Annotated in this window: 13 protein-coding genes; 5 read left to right on the top strand and 8 right to left on the bottom strand. The window is 47.8% G+C overall.

The window, feature by feature from the left end; translation table 11 throughout:
* Positions 1 to 119: 119 nt before the first annotated feature.
* From CWB99_RS20420 to CWB99_RS20405, 4 genes are all read right to left on the bottom strand, one after another.
* Positions 120 to 4,214, bottom strand: coding sequence for a hybrid sensor histidine kinase/response regulator (locus tag CWB99_RS20420; RefSeq protein WP_249332022.1), 4,095 nt, complete (start codon positions 4,212 to 4,214; stop codon positions 120 to 122).
* Between the two features lie 281 nt (positions 4,215 to 4,495).
* Entirely contained in the window at positions 4,496 to 6,199 is a 1,704-nt protein-coding gene (locus tag CWB99_RS20415) for an AMP-binding protein (protein ID WP_138553407.1), read from the bottom strand.
* A gap of 295 nt (positions 6,200 to 6,494) precedes the next feature.
* The gene (locus CWB99_RS20410) at positions 6,495 to 9,668 is read right to left on the bottom strand and encodes an efflux RND transporter permease subunit (RefSeq protein ID WP_138553408.1); all 3,174 of its coding nucleotides are present in this window, start codon (positions 9,666 to 9,668) and stop codon (positions 6,495 to 6,497) included.
* A gap of 4 nt (positions 9,669 to 9,672) precedes the next feature.
* Entirely contained in the window at positions 9,673 to 10,848 is a 1,176-nt protein-coding gene (locus tag CWB99_RS20405) for an efflux RND transporter periplasmic adaptor subunit (RefSeq protein WP_138553410.1), read from the bottom strand.
* Positions 10,849 to 11,308: 460 nt separating this feature from the next.
* On the opposite strand from CWB99_RS20405, the gene CWB99_RS20400 reads away from it, so the two are divergent.
* Entirely contained in the window at positions 11,309 to 11,923 is a 615-nt protein-coding gene (locus tag CWB99_RS20400; RefSeq protein ID WP_138553411.1) for a TetR/AcrR family transcriptional regulator, read from the top strand.
* Between the two features lie 15 nt (positions 11,924 to 11,938).
* Here CWB99_RS20400 and CWB99_RS20395 read toward each other — a convergent pair whose 3' ends face one another.
* From CWB99_RS20395 to CWB99_RS20385, 3 genes are all read right to left on the bottom strand, one after another.
* Positions 11,939 to 13,783 (bottom strand): ABC transporter ATP-binding protein, encoded by a 1,845-nt coding sequence (locus tag CWB99_RS20395; RefSeq protein ID WP_138553413.1) that lies wholly within the window; start codon positions 13,781 to 13,783, stop codon positions 11,939 to 11,941.
* 215 nt (positions 13,784 to 13,998) lie between these two features.
* The gene (locus tag CWB99_RS20390; protein WP_125717620.1) at positions 13,999 to 14,460 is read right to left on the bottom strand and encodes a DUF3010 family protein; all 462 of its coding nucleotides are present in this window, start codon (positions 14,458 to 14,460) and stop codon (positions 13,999 to 14,001) included.
* A gap of 75 nt (positions 14,461 to 14,535) precedes the next feature.
* A complete protein-coding gene (locus CWB99_RS20385; RefSeq protein WP_138553414.1) occupies positions 14,536 to 15,540 on the bottom strand; it encodes an endonuclease/exonuclease/phosphatase family protein in 1,005 nt (334 codons plus the stop codon).
* Between the two features lie 236 nt (positions 15,541 to 15,776).
* Here CWB99_RS20385 and thrS point away from each other — a divergent pair, with 236 nt between their 5' ends.
* The 4 genes from thrS (at position 15,777) to rplT (ending at position 19,101) form a co-directional block, all read left to right on the top strand.
* The gene (gene thrS, locus CWB99_RS20380; RefSeq protein WP_138553416.1) at positions 15,777 to 17,687 is read left to right on the top strand and encodes a threonine--tRNA ligase; all 1,911 of its coding nucleotides are present in this window, start codon (positions 15,777 to 15,779) and stop codon (positions 17,685 to 17,687) included.
* A gap of 70 nt (positions 17,688 to 17,757) precedes the next feature.
* A complete protein-coding gene (infC, locus tag CWB99_RS20375) occupies positions 17,758 to 18,321 on the top strand; it encodes a translation initiation factor IF-3 (RefSeq protein ID WP_138553418.1) in 564 nt (187 codons plus the stop codon).
* A gap of 204 nt (positions 18,322 to 18,525) precedes the next feature.
* Complete coding sequence (rpmI, locus tag CWB99_RS20370) at positions 18,526 to 18,726, top strand: 50S ribosomal protein L35 (RefSeq protein WP_010387195.1); 201 nt, start codon at positions 18,526 to 18,528, stop codon at positions 18,724 to 18,726.
* Between the two features lie 15 nt (positions 18,727 to 18,741).
* Positions 18,742 to 19,101, top strand: coding sequence for a 50S ribosomal protein L20 (gene rplT, locus CWB99_RS20365; RefSeq protein WP_010387194.1), 360 nt, complete (start codon positions 18,742 to 18,744; stop codon positions 19,099 to 19,101).
* 80 nt (positions 19,102 to 19,181) lie between these two features.
* Here rplT and CWB99_RS20360 read toward each other — a convergent pair whose 3' ends face one another.
* On the bottom strand, positions 19,182 to 20,012 hold the full coding sequence (locus CWB99_RS20360; RefSeq protein ID WP_138553419.1) for an SDR family oxidoreductase: 831 nt from the start codon (positions 20,010 to 20,012) through the stop codon (positions 19,182 to 19,184).
* Between the last annotated feature and the right edge of the window lie 101 nt (positions 20,013 to 20,113).

The raw sequence follows: 20,113 nt of genomic DNA, 5'->3' as shown, positions 1-20,113 counted from the left end.
CAAAATCACTATGCCACTACACAATTCCAGTAACACCTCAAAACCCCAAAAAGAAAGACATTGCTACTCCACCCAACCCAATACAACTTATTCGTAGATTAGCAAAACCAGCGTTTTAGTCAGGTTATCGTTGTTTTAGTGATCCAGTATTCAAGCTTTTCGGCAACTTTGGCAGATTCTATGGGCTTGGTTATGTAATCATCCATACCTGCATCCAGGCATTTTTGTTTGTCGCCTTGCATGGCATTGGCGGTCATGGCGATGATGGGAATATCTGCCTGAAGACTTCCTGCTTGTGCCGAACGTATACAGCGGGTTGCCTCATAGCCGTCCATTTTCGGCATCTGACAATCCATTAGTACAATAGTGTATGGAGTTGAGTCATCAGCATCGCGCAATTTATCTAATGCTTCATACCCGTTTTCGGCAATGTCAGTTGATACCCCTAAATGCTCTAAGATCCGTACCGCTACAATCTGATTTACTTTATTGTCTTCAACAAGTAAAACGCGGGTGTGTTTTGCCCAAAAAGGGGCTGAGGTATCGCTACCCGCACGGGCACTATGATTGGTCACAGTGTCAGAGTCTGCATTAATGTTGGCCTGTACAGTAGAAAGAGCCTTGATGAGGTCGCTTTGAGTTGCTGGTTTGGTGAAATATCCGTCCAGCTGTTCAGAGCTGGATTCAATGGCTTCGAATTGCTCATCCAGCAGCGTCATCATGATCAATTTTAATCGGCTGTGCTGATCATTACGCTTTATCTCTCTGACCATCAGCTCACTATTCATAGTTGGTAGTGAGCGATTAAAAAAGACAATGTCTATGGTATTGTCTGCCAGTATTTGCAATGCTATTTCTGCGTTCGTTGCCACACTCACCTTAACCTGCCAAAGTTCCAGTTGCTTTCTGATGGCTTGATTACTCGATGTATCCGGGTCGACCACCAGCGCACGAATATTCATTGAATCAAATGTCGGTACATTTTGCCGGGGCTGATGGCTTTTGGATACCAGACAAGTAAATTCAAAGCAGCTACCAATGCCAACTTTACTAGAAACGTAAACATCTCCCCCTAACAGCTGACAAAGCCTTCTCGTTATGCTCAGCCCAAGCCCGGTACCGCCATATTTTCTGGTGGTTGACGCATCAACCTGAGTGAAGGAATCAAACAGGCTCGAGAGCATGTCTTCTGGAATGCCTATTCCGGTGTCCTGGATCTGACAGCTAAGTGTGTATTGGCCATCGCTGACTGATGGGTTAAGTGAGGCAGAGATGATGATTTCGCCTTCCTCTGTAAATTTAATGGCGTTACTGAGGATATTCGCTGCAATTTGCCTGATCCTGCCAGGGTCGGAATTAATAATGTTGACGTCAATGCCCGTCAGGTCCAAAACAAGGCCGATCCCCTTTGTTTGCGCCGCAAGAGCCATGGACTCTGCTAGCTGTTCAAACAGCTGCCTGACATCAAAGTCAATGAATTCCAGTTCCAGTTTATCGGCCTCAATTTTTGAAAAATCCAGAATGTCGTTAATGAGGCTGAGTAAGGAGTGTGCACTGTTGCTGGCAATTCCCACAGAATGTTCCTGCTCGGGTGTTAACTCGCTGTGTTTAAGTAGCTCTAACATACCCAGTACGCCATTCATGGGCGTTCTGATCTCGTGACTCATATTGGCCAAAAACTCAGATTTAAGCCGGGTGGCTTCTTCCGCTTTTTTCAGTGCTGCCTCAAGCTCCGTGGCTTGCGATTTTAATGAGGCGGTTTTCTCAGAGACCTGCTCCTCAAGCTGGATCACAAACTGCTTCTGGCGGTCTATCTCAGCTTTTTGAAATCTGGTACGTAAGTAGATCACGCTAAAGATAACCAGTGCGCACGCCAATGCATACAAAGTGTAAGCCCACCAAGTTTTCCACGGAGGCGGGGACACGTGCAGATTAACAGACAGAATGCTTGAGCCCCATTCACCACGGCTGTTGGTTGCTTTTACCTGAAAGGTATAATGCCCGCCATCTAAGTTAGTGAAAGTTGCGCTATTGCGGTTGCCTATTTCTATCCAGTTGTCATCGTAACCTTCAAGCTTATAGGCATACAGGTTCTTATTAGGTGAGACAAAGTCCAGTACTGAGAACTCCAGAGAAAAAATGTAATCGAGGTATGTAAGATAAATATCTGTGACATAGGAATAGGGTTTATCCAGCTTAATGGGCTGCCCCATTTTGTTAAAGCCGGTCAGGATCAGCGCAGGATCTTTTTGGTTTGCCTGCAAAGGGCGTGTACTGAAATATTCAATGCCACGCTGGCTACTGGTAAATAAGAGGTCGTGCTTACCTTTAACCAGGCTATCCGGATAATAGTTTAGTCCGAGCAGCCCATTGTGGCTGTCAAAATTAGTGACTTTACCATCTGCTGGAGAAAACTTGGTGATGCCTCTGTTGGTGGTGAGCCATAAATTCCCCCGCATGTCATCCGAAATCGCACGGATCAGGTTGCTGGGCAGGCCATTTTGCATACTAAAATGCGCAAAGTTATTGGTCTGAGCCTGATAGAGGTTAAGTCCCTGCTGGGTGGCAATCCAGATCTGCCCGTCCTGAGTCTGATGAATGTCGTGAACGATACTCCCCAGCAGGCTGTCTTCCCGGTAAATATTGTTTGTAAAGGGCTGAAAAATTTGTTCTTTTTCCAGCCACAGATTAACGCCATTGCCGGTGCCGACCCACATATTATGTGAATTATCTTTATAGATTGTCAGTACTTCCGGATGAGATAAGCCATAGGAGGGATCAAGGTGTCTGAAGGTGCTTGTATCGGGGCTGTAAATATAGACGCCATTTTTGTATGTGCCTATCCACAGATCGCCTTGCTTATCGACAGCGAGTGCTCTGATTTCTCTAAATTCTCGGTGGTTAGGGTCATCCTTGGGGTACCGAATGAGCTCAGCTTCATGCGAGTCTAAATCAAATTTTGCCAGCCCTTCATCTTGTGCAATCCACAAATTACCCAGTGTGTCGAGATGCAAAACCGGACGCTCTAACAGCCTGTTTTCGTCAAACCCATTAGACTCGTTAAAAATTGGGCCAGACAGGGTTCGTAGAGTTTGTGAGGACACGTCCCATTTAAGCAGGTGTGATTTGGAGTTAACCACAAGCAAATCACCGTTACTGTCTGCGGTAATGCCATTGGGTGCCTGTAGTTTTGAGCTGTTAATTGACTTAAATTTGCGATGAGGCACCAGTTTGAAAATGCCATGCACCTCGTTGGTTATCCAGAGCGTTCTGGCATTGTCTTCAAAGATAATTCTCATGCCATGACTATGTTCAAGGTCTAGCTGAACTAACTCATCAGTTGAAGGGGTTTTTCTGAATACGCCTTTACTGGTAACAAACCAGATGTAGCCTTCCTGATCTTCAATCATAGAGTTTACCTGGCCAAGGTGACTACCATCTGACGGTCCGATTTCGGTAAAGTCGGCACTTTCTGGGTCAAATAGGAATGGTCCTTGCTGTGTGCCAACATAAAGCTGGTTGTCAGAGGCCTTTAAGATGTGGCGTATTTCATTCGTACCGGTTGGGGTGATATTGGCAGAGTCGGGAAAAAAGTAATGAAAGCTTTTGGTCGCTTTATCGTACAAATTTAGTCCATAGCTGGTCGCAATCCAGATGCGGTTCTTGCCGTCATTTTCTATATCCCAGATCCGGTTATGGGAAAGGCCAGTAGCCGATTCAGAAGTTTTCCTGATGTGTTCAAACTTACCTTGCCCTAAGTATCGGTTGAGACCGCTATCATATGATCCCAGCCAGATAGAGCCATCCAGATCGTGATATAAAGACTGGATCCTGTTTGCGGAAATAGAGTCGGTTTGTTTGGGGTCATGGATAAAATTCTCAAACTTTCCTGTTCTTGGATCATAACGGTTCGCACCGCCACCCCAGGTCCCGATCCAAATGTTTCCATTCCTGTCCAGCATCAGATTACCGGCGTCATTATGAGAGAGACCTTCTACACTCTTACCATCAAACTCAAACAGGGTGACCTTGCGACCATCGTAACGCATGACCCCGTTTTCAGCCGTACCAAACCAGAGTAACCCTTGTTGATCTTGAATAATGGAATAAATCTCTGAGGAGACAAACCCGTCTTCAGCGGTCAGTTTTTTCAATGAGTATTGATTGGCAAGCAAGGGAATGTTGCCAAAGCAAAGCACAGGTATGACGGCCATCAAGACCAGGAGTGTATGTATTACAATTAACCGTCTACCCAAATGCATGATTGGCAACCATGAAAAATATTTTAAAAGTGGAGCTCATGTTAATAGGCTAGTTGAATTTGTGAACGATTTCTATGTATTTAGCTGTTTATGCAGTTAAAATTTTATTGTGTGAGTAAGTCTTTTTTGATTAAAAACCCTTTTGCTTTAACCAATAAGGCGACTGCAAATGACTGAGCTTCAGTTATCAGGTATGTATTGCTCGTTGGTAAAGGGCGACTTGTCGCCCTTGCTTATACCGGCTCGCTGAGAGAGTGTTCCATCGCTTCGCGCATTTTAAATTTTTGCAGCTTCCCGGTGACTGTCATAGGATAAGTGTCGACAATACGTATGTGTTTGGGGACTTTAAAGTAGGAGAGTTTGTCTTTTAGGTAATCCCGTACTGTTTCTTCATCTATGTAATGCCCGGGTTTGAGTTGTAGCCAGGCACACACTTCCTCACCGTATTTTTCATCGTGGATCCCAAATACTGCGGCATCCTGAATGTCAGGATGATGATACAGCACTTCTTCTATCTCTCTTGGGTAGATGTTTTCGCCGCCACGGATGATCATGTCTTTGATGCGTCCGACGATGGCAACATAACCCTCGTCATCCATCACGCCCAAATCGCCCGAGTGCAGCCAGCCATCAGCATCTATGGTTGCCTGAGTTTTTGTATCATCCTGCCAATAGCCCAGCATGACACTGTATCCGCGAGCACAGACTTCGCCTGGTACTCCCTTGGGGGTAAGTTCGCCACTTTCATCGACAATTTTAACCTCTGTATGGGCAATGGCCCGACCGACTGTGGTCACCCGTTTTACCAAAGGGGCTGACACGTCAGTAATATGGTTAATAGGGCTGCATTCAGTCTGGCCATAACCAATTAAGATGTCGGTCATATGCATTTTGGTCTGAACGTCACGCATGACCTTTTCCGGGCAGGTGGCACCGGCCATAACCCCGGTTCTGAGAGAGCTCAGGTCGAACTGATTGAACTGCTCGTGCTCCAGTTGCGCGATAAACATGGTGGGTACGCCATGCAGCGCAGTACATTGCTCTGCCTCGATGGTTTGTAGTGTGAGAAGCGGATCAAAAGCATCATTGGGGAACACCGCACAGGCTCCCTGACTGAGACATACCAGGTTACCCAGCACCATGCCAAAGCAGTGATATAACGGCACCGGGATACAGAGTCTATCTCGCTCTGTCAATTGCATAGCCTGCGCGACCAGGTTGGCATTATTGAGAATATTTCGGTGAGTTAATGCTGCGCCTTTGGGGTTGCCGGTTGTCCCCGACGTAAACTGGATATTAATGGCATCGTTGGGGTTTAGTCTGGGCCCGATAGTGCGCAGGGTGTCATAATCTTGTTCTGAGGCGAGTGTAAGCAACCGCTTGAAATCAAACAGCCCTGGCGGGGCCGATTCTCCAGGTTGTGGAATAACCACTACATGGGTCAGATCTGGTAGTCTGGGTGCGTATAGATCACCAAAAGAGCAATCTTCCAGTCCCGGGGCAAGTTCTTTGAGCATATCGACATAGTTACTATGTTTGAATTGGGAGGCCATAATGAGCATTTTGCAGCCGACATTATTGAGCGCAAACTCCAGCTCGGCAGGGCGGTAAGCGGGGTTCAGACACACCATAATGGCGCCAATCCGCGCGGTAGCAAATTGCACCAGCGACCATTCAAGGTTATTGGGTGACCAGAGTCCAACTCTGTCGCCTGGCTGGATCCCACAGTGCAATAGTGCAGCAGCCAGCTCATCAATACGAGCCAGATACTCACGATAGTTAAGACGCTGTTGCTGGTGGCACACAACAATCGCTTCATGGTCCCCAAACTGCTCGACTATACGCTCCAGATAGCCGCCAATGGTTTGCTCAAGCAAAGGCGTGTCAGAGGCGCCACGATGATAGCTGAGAGTTGGCTTGATTGCTGATGTTGTCATGATCTTTTCCTTGTTGTTGTCATTGCCTGCGGACACACCCTTGAAATCACTAAAGGTGCTTAAAACGTAATAAGCTATAACCCAAAGAAATAGTAAAGTTTACCCCATTGCAAGCCAGAGCCGACGAAATGACATGAAATTAGACTAAAGGCTAAAGGCTAAGGGGTTGGAATTAATATCTAACAAAAGAAACAATCACCAAAAATGATCTAATCTGCAGAAGAGAGTATCGCGTTGCATAAACAAAAGCGCCGGTGCTCTTTGAGTCACCGGCGCTTTTATGCCTTGTGGCAGCTTATGCCAAATCTTCTTTAGTATCTACGTGCTCAGCTTTATGTTGCTGCGCAATTTCTTCGCAAAGCTCGTGTTTGGAGCGTTTCTCTGCCACACGTCTTGCCGTCAACCAGTAGAAGAATAGGGGCAGGAAGAACACGGCCAGGAATGTGGCTGCGAGCATACCACCCATTACCCCGGTGCCGACACTATGACGCGCACCCGCACCTGCACCTGAGCTAAGTACCAGCGGCACTACGCCCAGAATAAAGGCCAGTGAGGTCATAATAATGGGGCGGAATCTCAGTCTTGCGGCTTCCAGCGCGGCTGCAGCCGGGCTCCAGCCCTGCTGTGTCTTCATCAGCGCGTACTCAACGATTAGAATGGCATTTTTACTGGCCAGGCCAAGTAAAGTAACCAGACCAATCTGGAAGTAAACGTCGTTGGTTAGACCTGCAACCCAGATTGAGATAAGCGCACCAAAAGTACCAAAGGGCAGTGCCAGCAACACCGAAATAGGCAGTGACCAGCGTTCATACAGCGCCGCCAGGATCAAAAATACCATCACAACGGCCAGTCCCAGTGCCAACCCGGTTGTGCCTGAACTGCGCTTTTCCTGGTAGGCGGATGCCGTCCACTCAAAGGTCATATCCGGTGGCAAAACCTGCTTAGCGATGCGCTCAAATTCAGCAATGGCCTGGCCGGAGCTGTAACCGGGCGCGGCATTACCCATCAACTTAACGGCCGACAAGTTATTGTATCTTTGCAGAGTTTCAGGACCCCGGCTGTACTCAATGTCAGTGAACGCTGAAATAGGGACCATCTCACCCCGGTTGTTTTTCACGTAAATGCGGCCAACGTCTTCGGGTGACATACGGAACTCAGCTTCAGCTGACAACAGCACCTGCCAGGCACGGCCAAACTTATTAAAGTCATTGACGTAGTAATTACCGAGGTTAGCGGCAAGTGCATTGAACGCCGAGTTGATGTTCACGCCCATGGCACGCGCCTGCTCTCTGTCCATATGAACTTTCAGCTGCGGTGCATCTGGTCGCCAAAGCGTCTGAATACCGGCCAGGATTGGGCTCTTTTGCGCTTCGCCCATCAGCATCTGCATGCCTTGTTTGAGGCGCTCAGGATCGGTACCAGCTTTATTTTGCAGGTATACCTCAAAGCCGCCGGTGGTGCCCAGGCCAAAGATGGCAGGGGGGTTGAAAGCCAGCACCAGCGCTTCGTTGATCCCTGCGGTCTTCATAAACAGCTCACCAACCAGAGATTTAGTGTCGATTTCGCGCTCATCCCAGTGTTTCTGTGTAATAAACAAGGTGGCTGCACTGTTTTTGTAACCGCCACCGATAAAGTCAAAACCGGTAAAGGCCACCACGTTTTCATTGGCCGGGTTAGACTGCGCAGCTGCAACCACTTCTTCCACTACTGCAGCGGTGCGCTCCAGTGATGAGCCGTCAGGCAGAAACACGGCGGCAATGTAAAAGCCCTGATCTTCATCCGGAACCAAAGATCCCGGGGTTTTTTGCCAGATAAACACGGTTGCGCCAACCATGGAGGCCATAAGCACCAGGCCAAGCAGGCCGCGGCGGATCATAAAGCTGACAGAGCCAACATAACGGCCTGTGACGCGTTGGAACCAGTTATTGAACCACAAGAAGAACCCTGCGGTCTGTTTGTGCTCATGTTTGAGTATCATTACGCATAGCGCCGGTGTCATGGTCAGTGCGACTACACCCGACAGGCTCACCGAAATCGAGATGGTAATGGCAAATTGTCGGAATAACTCACCGGTTAATCCACCCAGGAATGCGATGGGTACGAACACCGAGCACAGTACCAGTACAATTGCGACCACAGGTCCACTGACTTCCTGCATTGCCTTGATAGCCGCTTCACGGGCACTTAGGTGTTGCTCGTGCATGATCCGTTCAACGTTTTCCAGAACAACGATGGCATCATCGACTACGATACCAATAGACAACACCATGCCAAAGAGTGTCAGGGTATTGATGGAATAACCAAGCATATACAGGCCGGCAAAAGTACCAAGCAGAGAAACCGGGACAGCCAGAGTCGGAATTAAAGTTGCACGCCAGTTTTGCAGGAACAAATAAACCACCAGAAATACCAGTACCATGGCTTCAACCAGGGTGATCAGTACCTCGCGAATAGACACCTCTACAAAGCGGGTTGTATCGTATGGGATACCGTGGTCCAGCCCGACCGGAAATTGCTGGCGTAGCTCAGCAATCACTGATTCAACTTCGTTTGCTACATCCAGTGCATTGGCACCTGGTTGCAGGAAAACACCCAGTAATACCGCTTCTTTACCGTTAAAAGTACCGGCAAAATTGTAATCTTTTGAGCCCAGCTCGACACGTGCCACGTCTTTAAGGTGCAGGGTTGAACCGTCCGGGTTGGCGCGAATAATAATCGCTTCAAACTCTTCAGGCGTAGACAAACGACCCTTGGCTGTCACACTGTACACCAGCTCCTGGGGCTGGCTGCTGGTTGGTGTGGCACCGATGGTTCCCGCTGCATACTGTGAGTTTTGCTCACGGATGGCTGCGGTGATCTCCTCGACCGTTACCCCTAACTGACTCATTAAATCAGGGCGGATCCACACACGCATGGCGTAGTCTTTGGCACCAAAGATTTGTACACTGGTGGTGCCGGGAATACGCTTAATGCGGTCAAGAATATTCATGGTGACATAGTTCGACGTCCACAGACTGGAACGCGTACCGTCAGGCGAGTAAAAGGCATGAACCTGTAAGAAACTGGATGAGCCTTTCGCCACCACAACGCCCTGACGGCGAGTCTCTTCAGGCAAACGCGCTTCCACTTGTTTGACCCGATTGTTGACGTCGACCGCGGCCTGATCAATATCGGTACCTATCTCGAAGGTCACTGTGATAGTGGTTGTGCCGGAGCTGGTACTGGTTGACTCCATATACATCATGCCTTCAACCCCTGTGATGGCATTTTCTATCGGTGCTGCAACCGTTTGTTCCAATACATCAGCCGACGCACCTGGGTAAAAGGCGGTTACCTGAACCTGAGGTGGAGCTATCTCCGGATACTGCGCAATGGGCAGGGTGCGCATTGCTGCCAGACCTGCCAGTACAATGACAATGGAGATCACAAAAGCAAAGATCGGGCGATCAATAAAATACTTAGAGAACATACAATTATTCTCCTTCGTCGCTCACGCTAACCGGCATACCTGGGAAGAAGATCCTAGCCATACCTTCAACGATCACGGGTTGGCCGGGCGTCAGGCCTTGTCGTATCACCCACATATTTTTACCATCTAAGTTCACCCATTCACCTACCTCAACAGGGGCGGGTAAAGCAACCGTCATACCTTGTTCATTCTCGGTTGCAATATAGACAAACTTGCCTGTGCCGTTATCCAACACCGCTCGCTGTGGCAACACGATGGCATTATTGCGTACTGCGCCTGACAGGCGAACGCGAACAAACTGACCCGGGCGTAGTTCACCGTCGGGGTTATTGATGCGGGCTTGGAGTTCACTGGTACCGGTAAAGCGATTGACTCGCACATCCGAGAAATCGACTTTGCCTGAATGAGCATAGACAGAGCCGTCCTGCAGCACTATGGTGGCGTTGAACTCGTTGTTTTTGGGCAAGCTGAGCGTGCCATTTTCGACATCCTGGCGCATAGCCAGCTGCTCTCGCTCGGAAAAACCAAAGCGGGCGCGCATCATGCTGGTGTCAGTCAACTCACTCAGTAGTACGGTGGGGCCAGAGACATAGCTCCCTTGCGAGACAAACTCCCGACCCATGATACCTGAAACGGGCGCTTTAACCTGAGCATATTCCAGGTCCAGCTTTGCTTCACTGAGTGCTACTTTGGCGGAGTCGAGGTTTGCGATGGCCACTTCGTACGCAGATACGGCATTATCGAAATCGCGCTTCGACACTGAGCGCTCGTCTTTCAGGCGTTCCAGGCGATTTTTCTCGCGCTTAGCCTGTGCCACATTGGCCTTGGCGGCATTGAGTTCTGCTTCGGCTTTTTCAAGCTCCAGCTCAAGTGGGCGAAGCTCAATGGTAAATAGAGAGCGCCCGGCTTTAACATACTGACCTTCTTCAAAGTTTCTGGACTCAATCAGTCCTGACACGCGCGCCCTGATCTCCACTTCTTTATCGCCGGCCAGGGTTGCTGGTAGCTCGATATTAAATGGCACACTCTGGGTCGTGACTTTGTTGATACTTACCTGCGCGGGGGGCATAGACGGGCCACCTTGGCTTTGCGGTGCCTCGGAGCAGGCGGAAATTACGAGTGCAGACAATACCGCTGTTGCCAGGTGTACTACACGACTGCTTTTATGGGCTGGATACATGTATACTCCAAATCCTGATTAAAATTTTTTATTCCTGAAAAGAGACGAATTGGCCTCTCATTTATTGGGTTTACTTTTGCATTTATTCGCTGACGTGTTCACAAACCAATCGAATAAGTGTAGCACTGCTTTTATATTTACGTGTGCCGATTTAGTAACTCTCGATCTAGCCCTGAAATCAGTGAATAAGTTGTCGTGCGGTGGGCTGTCTACACCATAACAGGCCAAACCGCGTCACTATTAAAGCACCAACAGCTGCTTATCTTATGTGGTTTAAGTCAGCGATATAGTGCTGAGATGAATCGACAATATTGCAAGTATACGCAAGTGTATACCTAATCTTTTATTAGGTAAACGGTATCGTGTACTTTTTTGATAAGGTGATATACGGAAGCGTTTACTTTCACATTAGCCCTTTTTAAGTTAAACTACTGTTAATTTTACACAGATGTCCGAGTCGATGACCGAGCTTACTGAAAAACAACAAGCAATACTAAGCGCAGCGGTAGAGGAGTTTGCACAGCGAGGGCTACAGGCCACCACCATGGAAGCAATTTGTGCCGCCGCAATGGTATCCAAACGCACTTTATATAAACATTACGCGACCAAAGAAGCCTTGTTTGATGCTGTGGTTGTTTCTCTAATCGAAAGAATACAGCCTATTACGACCATTCAGTTTATTCCAAACTACGACTTTGAAATTCAGCTACGTCATTTGGCAGACAGCGCCGTTTCTTTGCTGGCGGATGAAGACTACATCAAGCTGTCACGTATCGTAATGATCGAGTCCATGCGTTGTCAGGCACAGGCTGACAGGCTCAATCGTAAATTCAGCCAGTGCGAGTCTGCAATGAGCCTGTGGTTTGAAGAGGCTTCCCGTGCAGGGTGTCTGGGCACATTCTCAGCACCATTTGCTGCTGCTTTTTTTTGGGGAGCATTGAAGCGGCTGACGTTTTGGGATCAGGCTACCCGCTGGCAGGCCCCCCTTGCTGAGGCAGATCTGGATGCTTTTGTGGATCAAGCCTGTCAGTTGTTTTGTGGGGGCATAAAATACGCAACGCAACAACCGACCTGAGCCACATGAGCGACACTATTCAACACCAATAAATCCACCGGTTTGATGTGTCCATAATTTCGCATAGATACCATTTTGTTCTAGCAGGGCATCGTGTGTGCCTTGTTCAACAATCTGGCCCTGATCCATTACTATCAGCCGGTCCATTTGTGCAATGGTCGATAAGCGGTGCGCAATCGCAATCACGGTTTTTCCCGTCATCAGACTGTCTAAACTATCCTGAATCGCCGCTTCTACTTCAGAGTCCAGTGCTGCGGTTGCCTCATCCAAAATCAGAATGGGGGCATTCTTTAGTAATACCCGTGCTATGGCAATACGCTGGCGTTGTCCGCCTGAAAGCTTTACACCGCGCTCACCCACCTGGGCATCCAGTCCGGTATTGCCCTGACTGTCTTCAAGTCCTTCGATAAACTGACTCGCTTCGGCTTTGTTTATTGCGTCCAGCAACTCAGTTTCGCTGGCATCGGGTCGACCATAGAGCACGTTATCTCTAACGCTACGGTGAAGCAGTGCAGTATCTTGTGTAACCATGGCGATGTGTGCGCGCAAGCTTTCCTGGTCAATCTGAGCAATGTTTTGCCCATCAATTTCAATGCTGCCTTGCTGAACATCGTAAAAACGCAGCAGCAGATTAACCAGGGTCGATTTGCCCGCGCCGGAGCGACCGACAATACCGATTTTTTCGCCCGGGGCGATTGTCAGGTTAAGCCCCTGAATGACGGCATGCTGATCGGATTGCTTTTGCCGTCTGTATGCAAAGTGCAGGTCGGTAAATTTTATTTCACCCCGGGTGACGTTTAACGGCGGGGCGTTGGGCAGATCTTGCACGTCTAATGGTCTGGCCAATGTGTTTTTACCATCAATGGCGGTGCCTATATTTTCAAACAAACTGGAAACTTCCCACATAATCCACTGCGACATGCCATTGAGGCGCAAAGCAAGGGCTATTGTGATTGCGATGGCACCGCTGGTGATGGCGCTGAGTGACCAGAGGTAAAGTGAGCCTGCGGCGACACTGAACACCAAAAGAAAGTTAAGAGTCTGGATACTGACGTTTAACTGGGTTGCCAGTCGCATCTGGGCATAGACTGGTTGAATGAACAGGTCCATGCTTTCCCGGGCATAGACCTCTTCACGCTTATTATATGAGAACAGCTTCACTGTGGTGATATTCGTGTAGCTGTCGACCACGCGACCTGTCATCTGAGAGCGGGCATCGGCTTGTTTACTGGCAACCTGTTTGAGCCGGGGGACAAAATAAAACTGCATGCCTATGTACAACGCCAGCCAAATCAGCAGTGGGATCATTAGTCTCATGTCATTGTCGCTCACCAGCGCAAGCATAGCGCCAAAGTACACAATAACGTAAACCAGTACATCCAGCAGCTTCATCACCGCTTCTCGGATGGCCAGGGCCGTTTGCATGACCTTGGTTGCAATTCGCCCTGCAAATTCATCCTGATAGAAGGAGATGCTTTGTTTTAACAAATAGCGATGCGCCAGCCAGCGAATGGCCATAGGGTAGTTTCCCAGCAGGCTTTGGTGCAGTATCGCACTGTGGAAAAACACCAGGCAGGGCAGACCGACCAAAGTGATCACGGCCATAACCGTGAGCTCCTGGCGCTTGACTTCGAACAACTCAGCGGGCGTGTAAGCCTGCATCCAGTCAACCAGCGTGCCCATAAAGCCGAACAACATCACTTCGAGCGTGGCCAGGATGGCAGCCGACAGCGACATCAACAACAGTGGCCACTCCATGCCTTTGGTATAAAACCGGCAAAACGCCAGTAAGCCTTGTGGGGGTTGTGTCGCTGGTCGCGCTGGGAATGGGTCGGTGAATCGTTCGAAAAACTTAAGCATATTGCCTCCTGCATGGTAACAGTGCCGGATTGACCCTGCGCGTTGATGTGGGGTGTGTTCGTCAGTTTGCTCAGAAAAAGCGTACACGCCAAGCGTACTTATAACGCAGAACACGAATGAAAACCAAGTGACAATTTGGAAAAAGTGAAATATGAGAAAGTGTTAGCTGTGTATAGTGGGATCAAAAAGCCCGGCATGTGAGCCGGGCGAGATGGCTATTCTGCCTGTTCGGCTTCTTCATGACCATAGGTTTTACGCATGATGTAGACGTAGGCGTTGTGAAACGCTTGTTCCTGATATTTTTTTAAGCCGGTATCGGCGAAATCGACAGGTACCGGGTTGCGTTTCAGCTGCTCTTTGACTTCGGTAGAAGACAATAACTTAACGTCTGTGCCTTCGATAAGCTGCATCGCTGTTTCCATTTTAAAGCCGGCCGCGCTGCCCGCGAACTTGCCTTTATGGGCACGCTGACGAATGGCAATAGAGTCAATTTTGTAATCTTCTACCAGCTTAGCAAAATCGAAGTGGAATTTGCGCATCGCATCTGTGTCCTGGCCAATATTACCAAGCGTGAAGCGCGTCTGGCGAATATCACGGATATCAAAAACGTCTTCTTCTTTGCTCAACAGGCACAGCAGGGCCTCGCTGCCGGTAATCTCTACACCGAGTGTTCTCATTGTTGGTTTCCCATTAACTGGTCAAATAAATCGTTACAGGTAAAGATCATACCACAGCTCGCCAACGCCGAGAACTTATTGCAGCATCATTTCTATGGCAATGGCGGCATGATCGGAATAGCGAATGTCTTCTTCATCCCGTTTGGGGTCCAGGTGCGACGCATAATTGTGATAGGTGAGGCGCCTCACTTTACTCTGTTCAAGATTGGGGTTGAACTCTTTGGAAGCTAAAATATAGTCGAGCGTGTTGCCTGTACCCTGATAGTAGTGAGTAGGTGGCTTCTGACCAAAGCTGAGTTGATTGTCCGCCAGGCAAAAGCTATCGAATAGTCCGACGCTGTTAAAGTCCTGATGGATAGCACTGGTCGGAAACTGCTGAGTCATAAAAGACAGTGCAGGGCTGGCAATATGGTCGTTAAAATCACCCATGACGAGTGTTGCGGCGCCTTTCTCGCGCTGTGTTTTGAGGGCATCGTAGTAAACAATAGAGGCCTCCAGCGAGCGGGATATCTGTGACTGCATGGTGCCGACGGTCTGGTGTAATAAAGTGAGCAAGGGATCTTCCACAGAAGCATTACCCAGCATGTGGGCCATCGAATGGACACGTTGGGATTTAAAATGCACTGCATAAACGGTTGTCAGGCCAAAATCGGGTAGCTCAAAACTGCATTTGATCGGAGTTCGGTTGAACTTAAACTGGTGCTGGTTATTGAGGTACTCCAGTAACTCGGGGCAGGGCTCCAGCGGGGTAAAGCTTTTAAAGGGGAATTTGCTGGCAATGGCAACAATGGGGTTAAACAGCACATTGGGATAGACCAGATCCGGTTTAGGCGTATCTACGGTGGCAAAATACGGTAGACCCAAATCTTCACATAAGGTAGCCAGCGTTTCGGGGCTAAACACTTCCTGAAACACAATGACGCTTGGGTCCATATGCTGGATTAGACCCGTGATAAACTGGGTTTTGGTGAGCCACTGAGTGTCGTTGTAGGATTCATCAAGCTGGTAAAAGGAATAAGGGGGCGCAGCAAAGTTCAGCAAATTAAAGGATGCAAACTTGTATGTGTGTTTCTGTGCCATGGTTTTCCTCGTCATTTTACCCAAATCCCTGCTTAATCTTAGTCTTTTCCTTGCAACTCGTCACGTGAGCGGTCACAATGATCGCTGCGTTTGAAAGTCCCCGGACACTGACAGTATATCACTGTTCAATCAATGCTTATTCGTGAAAGCGTTGATGGGCATCAAATTTAAAAGAATTAACTTTAACTAATACATGTGATGCGTTGTAGGTGTCACCACTGTAAATAGGAATTATCATGCCAGTAATTACTCTCCCTGACGGCAGTCAGCGTATTTTCGAAAACCCGGTCACTACTTTAGAAGTTGCTCAAGACATCGGCCCAGGCCTGGCGAAAGCCACCATTGCAGGTCGTGTTAACGGTGTGCGTGTTGATGCATGCGACGTGATTGAACAGGACGCACAATTAGAGATCATCACCGCAAAAGATGAAGACGGATTAGAGATCATTCGTCACTCTTGTGCGCACCTGATTGGCCATGCGGTGAAACAGCTTTTCCCTGAGGCCAAAATGGCAATCGGGCCAACCATTGATAACGGTTTCTACTATGACATCGACATGGAGCATTCGCTGACTCAGGAAGACCTCGATGCCATTGAAAAGCGCATGCTTGAACTAGCTAAAACTAATTATGACGTTGTTAAAAAGAAAGTAAGCTGGCAAGAAGCACGCGACGCATTTGAAGCGCGCGGCGAAACCTACAAAATGGAAATCCTGGATGAAAACATCGACAAAGATGATCGTCCAGGTCTGTACCACCATGAAGAATATGTGGATATGTGTCGTGGTCCGCATGTGCCAAACATGAAGTTCTGCCATCACTTTAAGATCATGAAGGTTGCAGGGGCTTACTGGCGCGGTAATGCAGAAAATAAAATGCTTCAGCGTATCTACGGTACTGCGTGGGCAGATAAGAAACAGCTTAAGGCTTACCTGAAGCGTCTGGAAGAAGCTGAAAAACGCGATCACCGTAAAATCGGTAAAGCGCTTGATCTGTGGCACTGGCAGGAAGAAGCGCCGGGCATGGTTTTCTGGCACAACGATGGCTGGACTATTTACACCGCGCTTGAGAACTACATGCGTTCTCAGCTTCACAAGTTTGGCTACGAAGAAGTTAAAGCACCGCTTATCCTAGACGTCAGCATGTGGGAGAAATCAGGCCACTGGGACAAATACGGCGATATGATTTTTTCTACTGAGTCAGAAAAGCGTACCTACGCCGTAAAACCGATGAACTGCCCGGGTCACTTGCAGATTTTTAATCAAGGTCTTAAATCTTATCGAGATTTACCTTATCGCATGGCTGAGTTTGGTTTAGTACACCGTAATGAGCCTTCTGGATCATTGCACGGCTTAATGCGTGTGCGTTCATTCACACAGGATGATGCGCATGTTTTCTGTACGGAAGAGCAAATTTTACAAGAAGTTTCTTCTTGTATAGAAATGGTTTTCGATACATATAAAACGTTTGGCTTTGAAGAGGTTGAAGTCAAGCTATCTACTCGACCTGAGCAACGTGTAGGGTCTGATGAAATATGGGATAAAGCAGAAAGCGCTTTAGAGGATGCATTAAAAGCCAATGACCTAAAATTTGACCTTCAGCCTGGTGAAGGTGCGTTTTACGGCCCTAAAATTGAATTTACTTTGCACGATTGTTTGGGAAGAGCGTGGCAGTGTGGCACAATTCAGCTAGACTTCTCTATGCCGGGTCGATTAGGTGCGACGTATGTTGCGGAAAATGGCGAACGCCAAACACCTGTTATGATCCACCGTGCGATTTTGGGTTCACTGGAGCGTTTCATCGGTATTCTTACCGAAGAGTATGCGGGTTTATTCCCGACCTGGCTTGCCCCTAAGCAAGTGGTGATTATGAATATCACCGACAAACAGGCGGACTATGTGCACGAAGTTGTACAAAAACTGAATAAACTTGGAATAAGAGCCTGTGCTGACTTGAGAAATGAAAAGATTGGCTTTAAAATCCGCGAGCATACTTTAAAACGTATCCCTTATCTCCTTGTTGTTGGTGACAAAGAAGTAGAACAACAAGAAGTTGCGGTAAGAACACGCAAAGGTGAAGACCTGGGCAAGTTCTCTGTTGATGACTTCATTGCTAAGATCAGCGAAGAGATCAAAGACAGACGTTAAATTAACAAACCTGTGCGAAGGGCTTATCAACTAACATAAAACGCTTTTCGCACAATATATTTTTGACTTTTTGGAGGAACGTACCATTAGAGGCGGCAAAAAAGGGCAAACTACTGCTCAGAAAAATCGTATCAATGAAGAAATCACAGCGAAAGAAGTTCGCTTAATTGACGCTGAAGGCGAACAGGCAGGCGTAGTTTCAATTAGAGAAGCAAGAACGCTTGCAGAAGAAGCCGGCCTGGACCTGGTTGAGATCAGTCCGAATGCAGAGCCACCAGTCTGTAAAGTAATGGACTACGGTAAGTTCCTTTTTGAAAAAGCAAAACTACAAAAAGAACAAAAGAAAAAGCAAAAACAGATCCAGGTTAAAGAAATCAAATTCCGTCCTGGCACGGACGAAGGCGATTATCAGGTCAAACTGCGTAACCTTCGCAAATTCCTTGAAGCGGGCGATAAAGCGAAAATCACCATTCGTTTCCGTGGCCGTGAAATGGCCCACCAGGAAATTGCCATTGAAATGCTTAATCGTTTGAAGGCTGATCTGGAAGAGGTGGCTCAGGTTGAGTCATTCCCGAACCGGGTTGAAGGCCGTCAAATGATTATGATGATGGCGCCTGTTGCGAAAAAGTCTTAATCAAGGCATAATACGCGCCGATTTAACGATCGACAGAATTTAACTCAGGTTTCAAGTGCGTAAGCCACCTGAGTTAACCGGTACCTAAGTAAAGGTCACGTGTGGCTTTTCACCGGAATTAGGGTGCATACCAGGCCAAAAAAGTGATGTTTATCATCCGCCTGCTTGCATAATGTTAACGCAATATCATTTGGAGTTATTGCAATGTCTTACAAACTAAAGACACACAGAGGTGCTGCTAAGCGCTTCAAAAAGACTGCTTCTGGCGGTTTCAAGCGTAAACAGTCGCATCTTCGTCACATTCTGACTAAGAAATCTTCTAAGCGTAAGCTTCACCTACGTAATAAGACTATGGTTCATAAGAATGACCTTGGTCTTATCAATCGTATGTTACCATTCGCTTAATAGAGGATATCAGAAATGGCAAGAGTTAAACGCGGTGTTATCGCACGTGCACGTCACAAAAAAGTATTAAAGCAAGCTAAAGGTTACTACGGAGCACGTTCACGTGTTTATCGCGTAGCTTTCCAGGCAGTAACTAAAGCAGGTCAATACGCTTACCGTGACCGTCGCGCTAAGAAACGTACTTTCCGTCAACTATGGATCGCACGTATCAACGCTGCTGCACGTCAAAACGGCCTTTCTTACAGCCGTTTCATCAATGGCCTTAAAAAGTCATCTGTTGAAATCGATCGTAAGATCCTAGCTGATATCGCAGTATACGACCAGGTAGCTTTCGCAGCACTAGTTGCTAAAGCAAAAGAAGGTCTTGCAGCTTAATTCTCTTAAGCTAAGCGATTGAAAAGAAAAGGAGCCAATGGCTCCTTTTTTTGATCCTGCCTGTTTAAAACAAAGCGTTACTACCTATTTTTTAGCAAAACCTTGTCCAGCCATGCTGAGCTGAGCAGGCGTTTAAGATACCCCATCAGATAAGTCGGGAAGGTCACATAGTATCTTGGCTTAGCGCGTTTCGCGGTGAGCGCATGCAAGAGTTTTTCATAAACGGCTTCTGGCCCCAGCGTGAATTTTTGTGGTGCAGATTGGGCATTCAGACGAGTCAACTGAGCTTCATATTCGGCCTGGTGTGCGCTGTTTCCTATTTCAATATGTTGTTCAAATGCAATGCGTGCATTACTGCGGAACTCAGACAGAATTGGACCCGGTTCAATCAGACTGACCTGAATATTCGACCCATTTAGCTCCATCCGGAGAGTATCAGTTAATCCTTCCAGTGCGAATTTACTTGCATTGTAAGCACCCCGATAGGGTAAGGCTACCAGCCCCAGAACCGAAGAGTTCTGTATTATGCGGCTGTCACCGCCGTGCTGTCTCATATGGGCGACAGCCAGGCGTGTCAGTGTATGCCAGCCAAACAAATTAGTTTCAAACTGAGCGCGTAGTGCATCGGTGGGCAAATCCTCGACTGCACCAGGCTGACCATATGCCCCATTGTTGAATAGCGCATCCAACTGACCATCGCATAGAGCAACAGCTTCATCAAACCCATTTTTGATGGAAGATTCATCAGCCAGATCTAAAATGACACAGGGGATCCCAGCGACTCTAAAGCGCTCTAAATGTTGAGGATTGCGCACCGATGCGACGACGCGAAATCCAGCTGTTTGGAGTGTCTGGGCGCAGTAATAGCCAATCCCGGTGGAACACCCAGTGATTAAAATCGATTTTGACATGTGTTTATCCGTGTTTTGTTGCTTAGCCAGAAGTACGCTCGCGATTAACTGTGAATTTTTGTAGAATCACCGCACATTGTAAGTTGTTAATTTAAATATTG

This window comes from Pseudoalteromonas rubra (assembly GCF_005887095.1).
GTDB lineage: Bacteria > Pseudomonadota > Gammaproteobacteria > Enterobacterales > Alteromonadaceae > Pseudoalteromonas > Pseudoalteromonas rubra_E.
This window is presented reverse-complemented; position numbering and strand designations above follow the sequence as displayed.